At 69.3% G+C, this 13498-nt stretch carries 11 protein-coding genes; 7 read left to right on the forward strand and 4 right to left on the reverse strand.

The genetic code is table 11. The annotated features are described in order from the left end of the window. Positions 1-28: 28 nt before the first annotated feature. Positions 29-625: a DUF998 domain-containing protein gene (locus FB467_RS12245; protein ID WP_141785346.1), complete on the reverse strand. Its 597-nt coding sequence runs from the start codon at positions 623-625 to the stop codon at positions 29-31. Positions 626-679: 54 nt separating this feature from the next. On the opposite strand from FB467_RS12245, the gene FB467_RS12250 reads away from it, so the two are divergent. Next, on the forward strand, positions 680-1459 hold the full coding sequence (locus tag FB467_RS12250) for a class I SAM-dependent methyltransferase (RefSeq protein ID WP_141785347.1): 780 nt from the start codon (positions 680-682) through the stop codon (positions 1457-1459). A 27-nt stretch (positions 1460-1486) separates the two neighbouring features. Here FB467_RS12250 and FB467_RS12255 read toward each other — a convergent pair whose 3' ends face one another. Next, positions 1487-4453, reverse strand: coding sequence for an FAD-binding and (Fe-S)-binding domain-containing protein (locus tag FB467_RS12255; protein WP_211350598.1), 2967 nt, complete (start codon positions 4451-4453; stop codon positions 1487-1489). Positions 4454-4490: 37 nt separating this feature from the next. Further along, positions 4491-5654: a pyridoxal-phosphate-dependent aminotransferase family protein gene (locus FB467_RS12260; protein ID WP_141785348.1), complete on the reverse strand. Its 1164-nt coding sequence runs from the start codon at positions 5652-5654 to the stop codon at positions 4491-4493. A 240-nt stretch (positions 5655-5894) separates the two neighbouring features. Between FB467_RS12260 and FB467_RS12265 the strand changes: the two genes are divergently transcribed. Together FB467_RS12265 and FB467_RS12270 are read left to right on the forward strand one after the other, a co-directional pair. After that, on the forward strand, positions 5895-6872 hold the full coding sequence (locus tag FB467_RS12265; protein ID WP_141785349.1) for a LysR family transcriptional regulator: 978 nt from the start codon (positions 5895-5897) through the stop codon (positions 6870-6872). Between the two features lie 210 nt (positions 6873-7082). After that, positions 7083-8444: a GntP family permease gene (locus tag FB467_RS12270; protein WP_141785350.1), complete on the forward strand. Its 1362-nt coding sequence runs from the start codon at positions 7083-7085 to the stop codon at positions 8442-8444. Between the two features lie 24 nt (positions 8445-8468). Here the strand turns inward: FB467_RS12270 and FB467_RS12275 are convergent, their stop codons facing one another. Then, positions 8469-9242, reverse strand: a complete 774-nt coding sequence (locus FB467_RS12275) for an IclR family transcriptional regulator (protein WP_211350599.1) — start codon at positions 9240-9242, stop codon at positions 8469-8471. A 135-nt stretch (positions 9243-9377) separates the two neighbouring features. On the opposite strand from FB467_RS12275, the gene FB467_RS12280 reads away from it, so the two are divergent. The 4 genes from FB467_RS12280 to FB467_RS12295 all read left to right on the forward strand — a co-directional run bounded on the left by FB467_RS12280 (position 9378) and on the right by FB467_RS12295 (position 13496). Then, positions 9378-10745 (forward strand): MFS transporter, encoded by a 1368-nt coding sequence (locus tag FB467_RS12280; protein ID WP_141785351.1) that lies wholly within the window; start codon positions 9378-9380, stop codon positions 10743-10745. Between the two features lie 195 nt (positions 10746-10940). Beyond that, the gene (locus FB467_RS12285; RefSeq protein WP_141785352.1) at positions 10941-11357 is read left to right on the forward strand and encodes a PEP-utilizing enzyme; all 417 of its coding nucleotides are present in this window, start codon (positions 10941-10943) and stop codon (positions 11355-11357) included. A gap of 15 nt (positions 11358-11372) precedes the next feature. Further along, positions 11373-12806, forward strand: a complete 1434-nt coding sequence (locus FB467_RS12290) for a hypothetical protein (RefSeq protein ID WP_141785353.1) — start codon at positions 11373-11375, stop codon at positions 12804-12806. Between the two features lie 72 nt (positions 12807-12878). Continuing rightward, a complete protein-coding gene (locus FB467_RS12295) occupies positions 12879-13496 on the forward strand; it encodes a helix-turn-helix domain-containing protein (protein WP_141785354.1) in 618 nt (205 codons plus the stop codon). Positions 13497-13498 lie beyond the last annotated feature (2 nt).

The raw sequence follows: 13498 nt of genomic DNA on the forward strand, positions 1-13498 counted from the left end.
GGTCGGGTGTGCGTCGAAAGCGTACCCGTCAGGGCAGGAGTGACCAGCACAGGACGGCCAGCCAGGCCCAGCCCAGGACGATGAGCACCCGCTGGACCAGTCCCGCCCGGGGACGGTCGCCCTCCCAGGCATACCCGAAGGCCACGAAGAGCGCGACGAGCCCCACCGCGACGAGTCCCGAGGCCCAGGCCCAGCGTCCGTCGAGGACGAAGGCCGCCACCGCGGCGGCCGCGGGCAACAGCGAGAAGACGGCGGCGCCGGCGTGGTCGTGCAGCTCGTGGGCGCGGCTTGTCTCCTCCGGGGTGCCCTCCGGCGTGCCGGGCGGGTAGCCGCGCATCGGGTCCATCGGGAAGACGCCCGAGGCCACGAGCGCCGCCCCGAAGAGGATGACCAGGGTCCCGAGGAGCAGGCTCCCGGTGGCCATCCCGACGCCGACGCCGGAGGCCCCGATCAGGGCACCGGAGCCGATGAAGTTGCCGGCCTGCAGCCAGCCGCGGGGGCCGAGGGCCAGGGCGCTCACCGGGTGGTAGGTCGGCCGGTAGCCCGGACGGGTCGCCCCGTCGAGGAGGAAGGTCCCCACGAATCCGACGGCACCGACGATGCCGCACACCAGCAGGGCCGTCATGGAGGTGACCGTAGCAGCGGGTCCCGGCACGGGTGGCGACCTAGACTCCGGGGCATGACGGACCCGCACCGCGACCGACTCACCCAGGCGTTCACCCAGCAGGCGGTGACCATGGAGGACCCGGCGCTGAACACCGCGTTCACCTCCGGGCTCGGCTGGCTCGTTGAGCTGGCGGGCCCGCGGCCGACGGACCGGTTGCTCGACGTCGCCGGTGGGACCGGGCTGGTCGCCCGGGCCTTCGCGCCGCACGTGGAGTCGGTGACCGTGGTCGACATCACGGTGCCCATGCTGGAGGCGGGCCGTGCCGCGGCCGCAGCCGAGGGGCTGGACAACGTCAGCTACCTGGAGGGCGATGCCACGGACCTCCCGTTCGGCGACGGGAGCTTCGGCGCCGTGGTGACCCGCTTCTCGCTGCACCACGTGCCCGAACCCGAGCGGGTGCTGGACGAGATCGTGCGGGTCACCGCCGCCGGCGGGTGGATCCTGGTCAAGGACCTCACCGCGGACGCCGACGAGCGGCTCGCGGCCCGGCAGGACGAGATCGAGATCCTGCGGGACGACTCCCACCTGCGGATGCCCCGGCCGGTTCAGGTGGGCCGGTGGTTGCAGTGCCGCGGGTGCACGGTCACCCGCACCGAGCAGCGCCAGCTGGTCCGGCCGCTGGAGCCGTGGCTCGAGCAGTCGGTGACCCCGCCGGCGCGTGCCCAGCAGGTCCGGGACCGGCTCGCCGCCGAGATCGACGGCGGCGAACCGACCGGCACGCAGCCGGAGCGGCGCGAGGACGGCCTGTGGTTCCGGCAGACCTGGGAGGCGACCCTGGCCGTGCGGCCGTAGCCTCCCGCCTGCGGTTCCGGCGAGGGGTCAGGCGTGGCCGTGGTCGGCGTCGCTGCGGCTGCCGGCCACCAGCGCCTCCTGCAGCAGCTCCACCGGGTGCCAGGCGGAACGCTCGGTCCCGTGGAAGATCTGCTCCCGGCAGGAGGTGCCCGAGGCACAGATGACGGTCTGTCCGTCCTCGGCCTCGATGGCCGGGAACAGCCGGTCCCGACCCACCTGCATGGACAGCGCGTAGTGCTCCTTCTCATAGCCGAAGGAGCCGGCCATGCCGCAGCAGCCGGCATCCACCTCGACCACCTCGACCCCGGGGATCCGGCGCAGCATCGCGACGGTGGCGGCCGTCCCGACCTCGGCCTTCTGGTGGCAGTGGCCGTGGTAGAGGATCCGGCGCCCGGCCAGCCAGGAGTCCTCGGACAGCTGCAGCCGTCCCTCGTCGACCGCCTCGGTGAGCAGCTCCTCGACCTGCCGGACCCGCCCGGAGACGTCGGCGACGTGGGGGTTGCCCGGCAACATCGAGGCGTGCTCGTCCCGCAGCGTGAACAGGCAGGACGGCTCGCACCCGACGATCGGTGACCCGGCCGGGGTGTCCTCCGCCAGGCCCCTGGCCAGCTGTGCGGCCGACGCTGCGGCCTGGTCGATCAGGCCCTTGGACAGCGCCGACCGGCCGCAGCACCCGGCGCTGGTGAGGCTCACCTCCCAGCCCGAGCGTTGCAGCAGGCCGATGGCGGCCTGCCCGATGTGCGGCTCGGTGTAGGTGGTGAAGGAGTCGGCCAGGAAGTTCACCGTGCCCATCGGCGCCGGGGCGCCGGCCCCGACGGCCCGCTGCTGCGCGGCATACCAGCGGCGTAGGTTGCGGAACTCGAAGTGCGGCAGCTTGCGCTGCGCGGTGATCCCGAGGAAACGTTCCATCCCGGTCCGGACCAGCGGGATGCGCACGGAGGCGTTGGCGACGGGGGCGAAGAGCGAACCCAGCCGGTTCAGGCTGCGGATGCTGCCGAAGACCCGCGACCGCACCGGCACACCGTGCTCGTCGTGGTAGTGCGACAGGGACTCGCTCTTGAGCTTGGCCATGTCGACGCCGAGGGGGCACTCGGACTTGCACGCCTTGCACATCAGGCACAGGTCGAGGATCTCGTGCAGCCGCTCGTCACCCAGCGCCTTCTTGGGGTCGGGGTCGGACAGCGCCTTGACCAGGGCGTTGGCCCGGCCACGGGTGGCGTGCTCCTCCTGCCGGGTGGCGATGTAGGACGGGCACATCACCCCGGAAGTGCTCTTGCGGCACTGGCCGATGTTCATACACCTGTCGGCCGCGCCGCGCATCCCGCCGACGACGTCGAACTGGAGCCGGGTCTGCAGCGGACCGGCGGGCGGCAGGGCCGCGTCACGCAGGTTCTCGGTCATGCTGGGGGCGTCGACGATCTTGCCCGGGTTCATCCGGTTGTCCGGGTCGAACAGCGCCTTGACCTCGCGCATCGCCTCGTAGAGGTCGTCGCCGAAGAGCTCCCGGTTGAACTCGCTGCGGGCCAGCCCGTCGCCGTGCTCGCTGGAGTTGACGCCGCCGTACTCCCGCACCAGGTCCTTGATCTGCTCGGCGACGGCGCGCATCCGCTCGATCTCGTCGGGACGGCTGAGGTCCACGAACGGGCGGATGTGCAGGCACCCCACCGACGCGTGGCCGTAGAAGCCCGCCTTCATCTCGTAGCGGTCCAGGATCTCGGCGAACCGCGCGGTGTAGGCGGCGAGGTGCTCGGGGTCCACCGCGGTGTCCTCGACGAACGCCAACGGCCGGTTCGTCCCCTCGCTCGCGGCCATCAGCAGGCCCAGACTCGACTTGCGGACCTTTAACAGCGCCGCCTGCTGCTCCTTGGTGACCAGCTGCAGCGTGTGGTAGCCGTGCCCGTGCTCCTGCCAGAGCCGGGTCACCTCCTCGAGCTTGGGCTGCAGCGCCCCGAGGTCATCGCCCATGAAGGAGACGAACAACAGTGCCCCGGGGTCGCCCACCAGGCTGGCCCCCAGGTCGGCGAACTCGATCTTGCGGCGGGACAGGTCCAGGATCGTCTTGTCCATCATCTCGACCTGGTCGGGGCCGCACGACAGGGCGTCCCGGGTCGCCTCGATGGCGTGCTGCGGGGTCTCGAAGTGCCCCACGGCATACACCGTATGCCGTGCCGTCGGCACCAGCCGCACGGTCGCCTCCGTGGTGATCACCAGGGTGCCCTCGGACCCGACCACAAACTTGGCCAGGTCGAAGTCGGACCCGTCGGTCATCCGGTCCAGCCGGTAGCCACCGGCCCGGCGCCAGAACGGCGGGAAGCCGCCGGCGATGCCCTCGGCGTGCCCGGCCACGATCCGCGGCAGGCCCTGGTAGATGCGACCCTCCAGAGTGTCGGCGCCCGCCCGGCGCTCCCGCTCGGCCTCGTCGACCGGGGCAAAGGATGCCCGGGACCCGTCGGAGAGCACGACGTCCATCGCCTCGACGTGGTCGATGGTCATCCCGAGCCGCAACGACCCGCTGCCCGCGGAGTTGTTGCCCATCATCCCGCCGATGGTGGCGCGGTTGCTGGTCGAGGTGTCCGGGCCGAACTTCAGGCCGAACGGCGCGGCCGCCTGGTTCAGGTCGTCCTGCACCACGCCGGGCTGGACCCGGGCGGTGCGCGCCTCGGGGTCCAGGGCCAGGATCTGGGACATGTGCCGCGAGAAGTCCAGGACGATGCCGGTGTTGATCGTCTGACCGGCCAGGCTGGTGCCCGCACCGCGCGGGGTGACCACCACCCCGAACTCGGCGGCGATCCGGACCGTGGCGGCGACGTCGTCGGCGTCCATGGGGAACACCACACCCACCGGCATGATCGCGTACATGCTCGCGTCGCGGGAGAACAGGTGGCGCGAGTAGTCGTCGAACTGCACCTCACCGCGCAGCTCGGCCTCCAGCCGGGATGCGAGCGCGGCGTGGTCTCCTGCGGTCGTGGGCCTGGGGGTTGTCGTGGCGGTCACCGGACCGGCCTCCTCGGGGTTGGCTGCGGGCGGGTTCTCAGGGCTGTTCGAGGACGTCGAGCGCCTGCTGCAGGCCCGACTCGTCGATCGGGACCCCGGCGAGCTTGAGCCCGAGCTGGACCCCGCTCAGGGTCCCGGCGAGGGTCAGGTCGTTGAAGTGTCCCAGGTGCCCGATCCGGAAGACCTTGCCGGCCACCTTGCCCAGCCCGGCACCGAGCGACATGTCGAAGCGCTCCAGGATGATCCGGCGCACCGTGTCGGCGTCGTGCCCGTCGGGCAGCAGGATCGCGGTCAGTGCCCCGGAGTACTCCCGCTCGTCGAGGGCCAGCACCTCCAGTCCCCACCCCCGCACCGCCGCGCGGGTCGCGGCCGCGTGCCGCTGGTGCCGGGCGAAGACCTGCGGCAGCCCCTCGTCGTCCAGCATCCGCAGGGCGACCTTCAGCCCGTAGAGCAGGTTGGTGGCCGGGGTGTAGGGCCAGAAGCCGCGGGAGTTGGACTCCAGGATGGGGCCCCAGTCCCAGAACGAGCGGGGCAGCGTGGCGCTCTCCCGGGCCCGGAGCGCCTTGTCGCTGACCGCGTTGAAGCTTAGCCCCGGCGGCAGCATGAGTCCCTTCTGCGACCCGGAGACGGTGACGTCCACGCCCCACTCGTCGTGCCGGTAGTCGATCGAGCCCAGGGAGGAGATGGTGTCGACCAGGAGCAGCGCGGGGTGGCCGGCGGCGTCGATCGCCTGCCGCACCTCACCGATCCGGCTGGTGACGCCCGTGGAGGTCTCGTTGTGCACGCAGCACACCGCCTTGACCGCGTGCCCGGTGTCGGCCGCGAGCTTCTCCCGCACGACCTCCGGGTCGACCCCGTGGCGCCAGTCCCCGGGGACGAAGTCGACCTCCAGCCCGAGCCGGGTGGCCATGTCCTGCCAGAGGGTGGCGAAGTGGCCGGTCTCGAAGCAGAGCACCCGGTCCCCCGGGCTCAGCGTGTTGACCAGCGCGGCCTCCCAGGCCCCGGTGCCGGAGGCCGGGTAGATGACGACCGGGTTGGTCGTGCCGAAGACCGGCTTGATGGCCTCGACCAGGTGGCTCCCGAGCTCCTGGAACTCGGGGCCCCGGTGGTCGATCGTGGGCTGGGAGATGGCACGCAGCACCTCGTCGGGACAGTTCGTGGGTCCCGGAATCTGCAGGAAGTGCCGTCCAGTGTGCGTCATGAGATGTCACCTTCACTCGGCCGCCACGGTCGCCGGCGGTCGGCGCTGAGGCGGTGCTGACTTGTCCGCCCAGTCTCACACCGACTCGGGACGCGTGGGGCCCCTTCGTTATGCCTGTCAGTGCTGCGGGCCAGCACCACCTGCCCCGGCGTGTCGTCCCTATGCCTGTCAGTGCTGGCCGGCAGCACCCACAGCCACGGGTGAAGACCTCGTCGCGGGCCCTTCGGATAGCCTCCCGGGGTGGAATTGCACCAATTGCGCTATGTCCTGGCGGTCGCCGAGACCGGCAGCTTCTCCCGCGCTGCCGAGCGGTTGTACGTCGTGCAGTCCAACGTCAGCGCCCAGGTCCGCAAGCTGGAGCGAGAGCTGGGGGTGGAGCTGTTCGAGCGCCGGCCGCACGAGGTCGTCCCGACTGCTTTCGGCGAGGCCTTCCTGCCCGGGATCCGCGCCTCTCTGGAGACCCTCGAGGACGCCCGCTCTTCCCTGGACGCGCTCCGGGGGCTCACCGCGGGAAACGCCCAACTTGGCGTCCTGGGGACGGTCGGGAACTGGCTGATGCCGGCTGTGACCAGTGCGTTTCTGGACACCTACCCGGGGGTCGAGCTGTGGATCACGGAGGAGCCCAGCTCGATCCTGGGCGGGATGGTGCTCTCCGGGGACATCCCGCAGGCCCTCATGATCCTGCCGCAGACATTGCCCCAGCAATTGGTCGCCGAGCCCCTCTTCGAGGAGGAGCTCGTGGCACTAGTGCCAGCCGGTCATCCCTTGTGCGGCAGCGGTTCTGCACCCCTCACCGCGTTCGCGGAGGAGGACGTCCTGCTGCCGGAGGCCGGGAACCAGCTGCGGGACATGCTGAACGACGCCTGCGCTGAGGCGGGGTTCCACCCGAGGAACCGGGTCGAGGTCGGGAAGAAGCAACTGGCCCGCGAGCTGGCGGTCGCCGGCGTGGCCGCGGCGTTCATGCCCGCGCTCACGGCACTGCATGACGCGGCCCGGGAACCGGAGCGGGTCGTCCGCCTCACCGGGCCGTCCGTCGTGCGCTCGGTGGGCCTCGTGCGGCACCAGCGCACTACCCTGTCGCCCGCAGATGCCGCCCTCGCGGAGACCATGCGGGCGACCCTGCCCGAGCACCTCCGGAACGCACTGGCGGCCGCTATACACCCAGCGGACGGAACGCGTCAACCCCTCGCCCGGGCTCACATCAGCGCGGACTGCTAGCTCGGCGCCCGAGGTCGCAACGGCCCGGTTTGGCCACTTGACGGGACCTACGGCCCGAAGCAGTATCGCTGGCCAAGCGAGTTTCGGATTCCATTGAGTGGAATCTGCATACTCGGTGGCAACGTCGCCACCCGAGGGCTCGCGCCGGCAGTCCAGCACGGGGTGGTGGAGTCGTCTGCTCGGCTGGAAGTCCTATTCAAAGGAGAAGTCGTGGACACAGTGGTCACCGAGAGCGTGCCCCTCACATTGATCGGATTTGCCGCGGTCATCGTGGTGCTGTTCTTCCTGATTGCCAAGTACCGATGGCACGTCTTCATCGCCCTGTTGCTACCCATCGTCCTCTTCGCCTTCCTTCCCGGGGTGGATCGGGGCGCGTTCGTCGAAGCCTTCACCACCGGATTCGGCGGGACGATTGAGGAGATCGCCGTCGTCATCGTGCTGGGCTCGCTGATCGCCGAGCTGTTGAAGCGGTCGGGTGGCGTGGAACGAATCACAGACTCGATGATCAGGTTTGTGGGTCGACGCCGGATGCCGCTCGCCCTGACCTTGGCGGGGTTCGTCATCGGGATTGCCATCTTCTCCGACGTCGGCTATGTCATCCTCAACCCACTCGTCCACGGGGCTGCCATCGCCAGCGGTAGCACCATGGGCACCATGGCCACCGGACTGGTTGGCGCCATGCAGACAACCCATGCGATGGTGCCTCCCACGCCGGGGCCCTTGGCAGCAGCCGCTCTGGTCGACGCCGACCTGGGCACGGTGATCGTTCTTGGCTCGGCTGTCACGCTGGTGGCCTCGCTTGCCGGTTGGGGTTACGCGATGCTCATCGGTAGCCGGGTGACCTCCCCCCCGTCGAAAGAGTTTCTTGGGGAGTCCTTCGTCGAGAAGGGCCAGCAGCTCCCGCCGCTGGGGATGTCGTATGCCCCCATCGTGGTGCCGCTCATCCTGATCGCCGGCGGCAGCATCGCAAACCTGACCATGGAGGAGGGCACCACGGCTCACCAGCTCCTGACATTCATCAGTTGGCCGGTGTTTGCCCTCGGCGTGGGCGTCGTCATCGCCTACATCCTGTCCATCAGGATGACAGGCAAGAAGGACTCGGCCGACCGACGGGACGCCTGGGTCGAAGAGGCCCTACGCGGCTCCGCCATGATCATCATGGTGACCGGGCTGGGTGGCTCCCTGAGCGAAATCCTGAAGGGCACCCCGGCCGTTGACGTCATCGCCGATGGAGTGGCGAGCACCGGTCTACCCATCATTTTCCTGCCCTTTGTCCTGGGGATCGTCGGCAACATCATCACCGGCTCCACCACTGTTGGCGTCATCACAGCGGCGTCCATCACGGCGCCGCTGCTGGGACAGGTCGACCTCTCCCCCGAGGCAGCGATGCTCGCAGCGGCCGCGGGTTCGATCATCATCAAGTATGTGAACTCCAGCTACTTCTGGGTCTGCACCTCACTGTCCCGGATGCCCCTGCGATCGGCAATGATCTGCTATGGCGGGGTGACCCTCGTCAACGGGGTTGTTGCGATGCTGGGGGTGCTCGCCCTGTGGGGCACCGGCGTCATTTGACCCGCTGAGCCACTCCTCCGGGGCTCAGCGCGCGTGGATGGCAGTGCGTTGCAGGAAACGCGTGGCGTTCAGCGCCGCCATCCGCACGGCCGGACCGTATCGCCCGAGGGCGGCCGGTCCGGCCAGGCCGGTCACCGAGATGGCCGCCAGGACCCGCCCGTGCCGGTCGAAGATCGGGCTCCCGACGCAGGTGACGCCCAGGCGGGTCTCCTCGTGGTCGATCGCCAAACCGTTGGACCGGACCTTGGCGAGCTCCCGGGTGAGCGTCGCCCGGTCGGTTGTCGTCCGCGGGGTCACCGCCCCCAGGGTCTCGGGGAGGATGGCCGCCAGTTCGTCGGCTTCCAGGTGCGCCATGATGGCCTTGCCCATCGCGGTCGCGTGCGCCACGTGCCGGCCCCCGAGCCGGAACGGCAATGGCGGGGCGTTCGGCCCGGGGACGCGGTCGACATACACGATGTCCGCGCCGTCCAGAACCGCGAGGTTGGCCGTATGCCGTGTCGCGTCCCGCAGGTCGTGCAGGTAGGGACTCACCGCTGTGCGCAGCGTCCGCTGCTGCGGCACCTGCAGACCCAGCTCGTAGAGGCGCAGCCCGAGCTGGATGCGGGTCCCGTGCCGCTCCATTAGCCCGACCTCGACCACCTGCTCCACGAGCCGGTAGGCCGTCGACCGGGCGAGCCCGGCGCGACGGGCCAGTTCGGCCACTGTCAGGGACCGGTCCTCCGCGGAGAAGGCCGCCAGGAGGTCGGTCGCCCGTCGCACGATGCCTGGGTTCCCCTGGTCCGTCTTGTCCTGCTCCACCCGGCCACGCTAGCCCCCACGCCAAGGTGTCCGCTCAGCGGGACATTCCACTTGAGAACCGGCCGTGTCCGATGAAAGATCCCTGACGGTCCGTCGGGCGCCGGGCGCCCACCCCCACTCACGAGAGAAGCAGCAATGACAGCCACCGCCATGAGTCCTGAGTCCGCCGGAGTGGAGCGCAGCGCGATGCGCAAGATCACCCGGCGACTCGTGGTGCTGCTCTTCTTCGTCTACATCTTCAACTACCTGGACCGGACCAACATCGGGATCGCCAAGCTCGAGCTGCAGCCGGACATCGGGCTCAGCGAGGCGGCATACGGACTCGGGGCGGGGCTGTTCTTCGTCGGCTATGTGATCTTCGAGGTGCCGAGCAACGTCATCCTGTACAAGGTCGGGGCCCGCCTCTGGATCGCCCGGATCATGGTGTCCTGGGGGCTGGTCGCCATGGCGATGGCCTTCGTCCAGGGGGAGACGAGCTTCTACATCCTGCGTTTCCTGCTGGGGGTCGCCGAGGCCGGCCTCGTGCCCGGGGTGATCCTCTACCTGACCGGCTGGATCCCGTCCGTGCGCCGGGCCCGGGTGATCGCGATGTTCTACCTGGCGGTGCCGCTGTCCACCGTGATCGGTGCCCCGCTGTCCAGCTGGTTGATGGGGTTCGAGCCGTTTGGGCTCACCGGCTGGCGGTTCATGTTCCTGGTCGAGGGCTTCCCCTGCCTGATCCTGGCCGTCCTGGTGCTGCGCTACCTGACCGACCGGCCCGAGCAGGCCGACTGGCTCTCCCCCGCCGAGCGCGACTGGATCGCCACCGCGATGCGGGAGGAGGAGGAGCAGGCCGCCGGGCACAGCCACCGGGTGGGGTCCCTACTCGGGGCGATGAAGGACGTGCGCATCCTCGGGATGTCCGTCGTCTACTTCTCGATGATCATCCCGCTGTATGCGCTGGCCTTCTTCCTGCCCACGATCATCAACCAGATGGGCACCTTCAGCACCCTGCAGGTGGGGCTGCTGACCGCGCTGCCGTATGTCGGCGCCTCGGTCGGCCTGGTCGCGCTGGCGATCCACTCCGACCGGGCCAACGAGCGGGTCTACCACTATGCGGTGCCCGCCGCCGTCGGGACGGCCGGCCTCGTGGTCGCCGCCTTTACCGTGGTGTCCTCCCCCGCCGTGGCGCTGATTGGTTTCACCTTCGGGGCCGTCGGGTGCATCTCGACGCTGCCCTGCTTCTGGTCCGAGGCACCCAAGCTGCTCACCGGGATCGCCGCGGCGGCCGGGATCGCGCTGATCTCCAGCATCGGCAACATCGCGGGCTTCGTGGCGCCCTACATGGTCGCCCTGATCAAGGGCGAGGACGGCGCGGCGTCGGGCACCACGAACGCCATCCTGGTCTGTGCCGCCTTCCTCTGCATCGCGGCGGTCACCATGCTCGCCGTCGGACGCTCGGTCCGGCTCTCCAAGGACCGGGACGCGGCCGCGAGGGTCGCCGACGTGGCGGCCCGGCCGTGACCTCGGTCCCCTGACCCCACGCCCCGCCCGCGGGCGTGGGGTCTCCTCGTGCTATCCACTCCGGACAACCGACCGCGCCCATTTTGTCTAGGCAAGCACTCGGCGACCGCGCGGGGCGCTGGCAGTGTGACGTACACGACACCGGGACCAACGGCGGTAGGTGTGGCCCACCGCCACTCAACAATGGAGGACGGGATGGACGTACTTGCCGAGGGATACAACGCCTTCGAGACGGATAAGTCGCCGGAGGGCACCATCAAGTATCTGGATTCTCCCCAGGACGTGATCGCCCTGCTCCAGTCCGGCAAGCTGAAGGACCACATCCTCCTCGTCCGGGGCGGCACCACCACCTTCCTGGCGCCGGCCCTGAGCATGGGCGCGATCGGCGTCGTCACCATGTCCGGTGCCCCCGAGTCCCACCTCGGGATCTTGTCGCGGGAGTTCCAGACCCCCTGCGTGATGACCGCCCACCTGACCGCCAGCGACTCCCGCTACGTCGTCGGCAACACCCCCGACTCCCACTTCCAAGAGATCATCAACGGTCTCGACGGTGCTGCGGTCCGGCTGGACTGCTCCGATCATGACCTCGGCCGTGTGGTCCGGGTCGGCTGACTGAGGAGGACAACGATGACCATTCAGAAGCAGGGACGCGACAGCCACCGCGACCGGTACGCCCCCGACGACGACGGCCTACGGTTCCAGGACCTCACCTACACCGGCAACTTCGTCGGGATGGAGCCCGTCGTCGACGGGATCAAGGGCGACAAGCAGATGAAGGCCCGCGCCAAGACCAAGATCCTGGAGAAGGTCGGCAAGGAGGAGGTCCTCAAGGACCAGTTCAGCATCGACGAGCTGAACGACCTCAACAACTACCTGGCGTGGAACATCTGGGACGTTCTCGTCATGCGGGCCACGGAGGGCGTCTCCGGCATGATCCCCCGCCAGGAGTACGAGATCCTGGCCTTCATGCACGAGTTCTACCGGTGGCCCGAGATCCTGGCGATGACCACCGACGAGGTCGGCGGCGCGCAGGGCGTGATGGACATCGGGGCCACCGCACGACGGGAGATCGGCACCAAGGTCAACTCGGTCCACGACTGGGCCATCGGAGCGGTCGGGTTCGGTATGGGCCGGTGCGGTCTCCTCGCGCTGGAGGCCATCGAGCCCGATGACTACATCGCCGAGAGCAACACCATCCTGAAGTTCATGCAGCGGATCCTCTGGGGCAAGCGCCAGGACGGCTACCTGTTGAACTCCCAGGACCGGTACCGCTGTCAGATCCACGAGGACGACTTCCTCGCCGACCTGCTCGGGCAGGTGGAGAACTTCGAGCCGGGCGACGAGCGCCACGCCAAGTTCACCCAGTTCAACGCGGCGGCGGAGCTGTTGTCCTTCCTGGACCACTACGACTGCCGGCTGGGCCTGGGCGACACCGGACCGTACGAGTTGCCGGACGGCAAGATCCTGATCCTGCGCGACCTGTTCGTGAACGAGGAGGTCTTCCACTGGAGCGACGTCTGCGACGACGAGAAGCTCCCGCATGCCTACACCCTCGCCCTGGTCATCGACCCCGAGATGCTGGGTCTGCAGGAAATCCGCGTCAACGACATCTCGACGACGTTCACCCGCCCCAAGAACTACATCGGGGCCATCGTGGGTGGTGCCGTCTTCGCCCGGGAGAAGTGGAACACCCCGATGGGGCAGGTCCAGTCCATCCCCATCTCCGAGCTGGACGACCACCTCCCCCGGGTGCAGAACGCCACCTTGAAGCTGTACGCCAAGACGGCCAGGATGCCGCGGCGGGACCTGATCTGGAACGGCCAGTACGTCTACTACGTGGACATGATCCTGCCCTACCTGCGGCTCGGAGGCACCTACGAGAAGGCGTGCACGGACTACCAGCTCTGGGAGATCGACCAGCGCGTGTCGAACTACTACTACGACATCACCAAGCGCGGCTTCGCCAGCGAGACGGTGCCCAACAAGATCTTCTCCGGCGCGGGCTACCTGCCCTTCTCCGACGGGGCCGATCTGCGCCGCTCCAAGTACCGCATCCTCTGAAGTCGCCGCCCAGTTGACACCGTCGGGGGCCCGCCGTGGTGGGCCCCCGACGCCGAGCCCGGGAGACCCTGCATGCCGTCCCTGAAGGAAAAGACCGACTACGACGTCCTCAACGTCGTGGCCCTGAAGAAGATGGCCACCGCCGAGCAGGTCGCGGACGCGACCGGCCTGGAGGAGGCGCGCGTGACGGAGGTGCTGAGCGGCCTCGCCGAGACCGGCCTGGTCACCCTCCTGGGCGAGCAGGCACTCCCGGGCGAGACCGCGGTCCCCACCCTGGAGGACTACGCGGCGACGGCATACGACGCGGCCCGCCAGGACCCGGACATCCTGCTGGCCGCCGACCGGTTCGAGAAGGTCAACAGTGCCTTCCTCGGCGCGATGTCGGACTGGCAGCTCGTCTCCCTGGGTGGGCGGTCGGTGCCCAACGACCACTCCGACGCCGAGTACGACGACAAGGTGATCACCCGGATCAACCGCCTGGTCGAGCGGCTCAACCCGATCCTGCTCGTGCTGGCCGGCCACGACCGCCGGTTCATGTCCTACGAAACCCGGTTCCGCGCGGCCCTGGACGCCGTCGACCGCGGGGACACCGAGCGAGTGTCCTCCCCGACGATCGACTCGGTGCACAACGTCTGGTTCGAGTTCCACGAGGATCTCCTGCGGACGCTGGGTCGAGCGCGACAGGAGTGATG

Origin of the sequence: Ornithinicoccus hortensis (assembly GCF_006716185.1) — a bacterium.
GTDB lineage: Bacteria > Actinomycetota > Actinomycetes > Actinomycetales > Dermatophilaceae > Ornithinicoccus > Ornithinicoccus hortensis.

Excerpts from the sequence above, each read along its gene's own strand:
- FB467_RS12245 (WP_141785346.1), bottom strand. The coding sequence starts at position 625 with ATGACGGCCCTGCTGGTGTGCGGCATCGTCGGTGCCGTCGGATTCGTG.
- FB467_RS12250 (WP_141785347.1), top strand. The coding sequence starts at position 680 with ATGACGGACCCGCACCGCGACCGACTCACCCAGGCGTTCACCCAGCAG.
- FB467_RS12260 (WP_141785348.1), bottom strand. The coding sequence starts at position 5,654 with ATGACGCACACTGGACGGCACTTCCTGCAGATTCCGGGACCCACGAAC.
- FB467_RS12280 (WP_141785351.1), top strand. The coding sequence starts at position 9,378 with ATGACAGCCACCGCCATGAGTCCTGAGTCCGCCGGAGTGGAGCGCAGC.
- FB467_RS12285 (WP_141785352.1), top strand. The coding sequence starts at position 10,941 with ATGGACGTACTTGCCGAGGGATACAACGCCTTCGAGACGGATAAGTCG.
- FB467_RS12290 (WP_141785353.1), top strand. The coding sequence starts at position 11,373 with ATGACCATTCAGAAGCAGGGACGCGACAGCCACCGCGACCGGTACGCC.
- FB467_RS12295 (WP_141785354.1), top strand. The coding sequence starts at position 12,879 with ATGCCGTCCCTGAAGGAAAAGACCGACTACGACGTCCTCAACGTCGTG.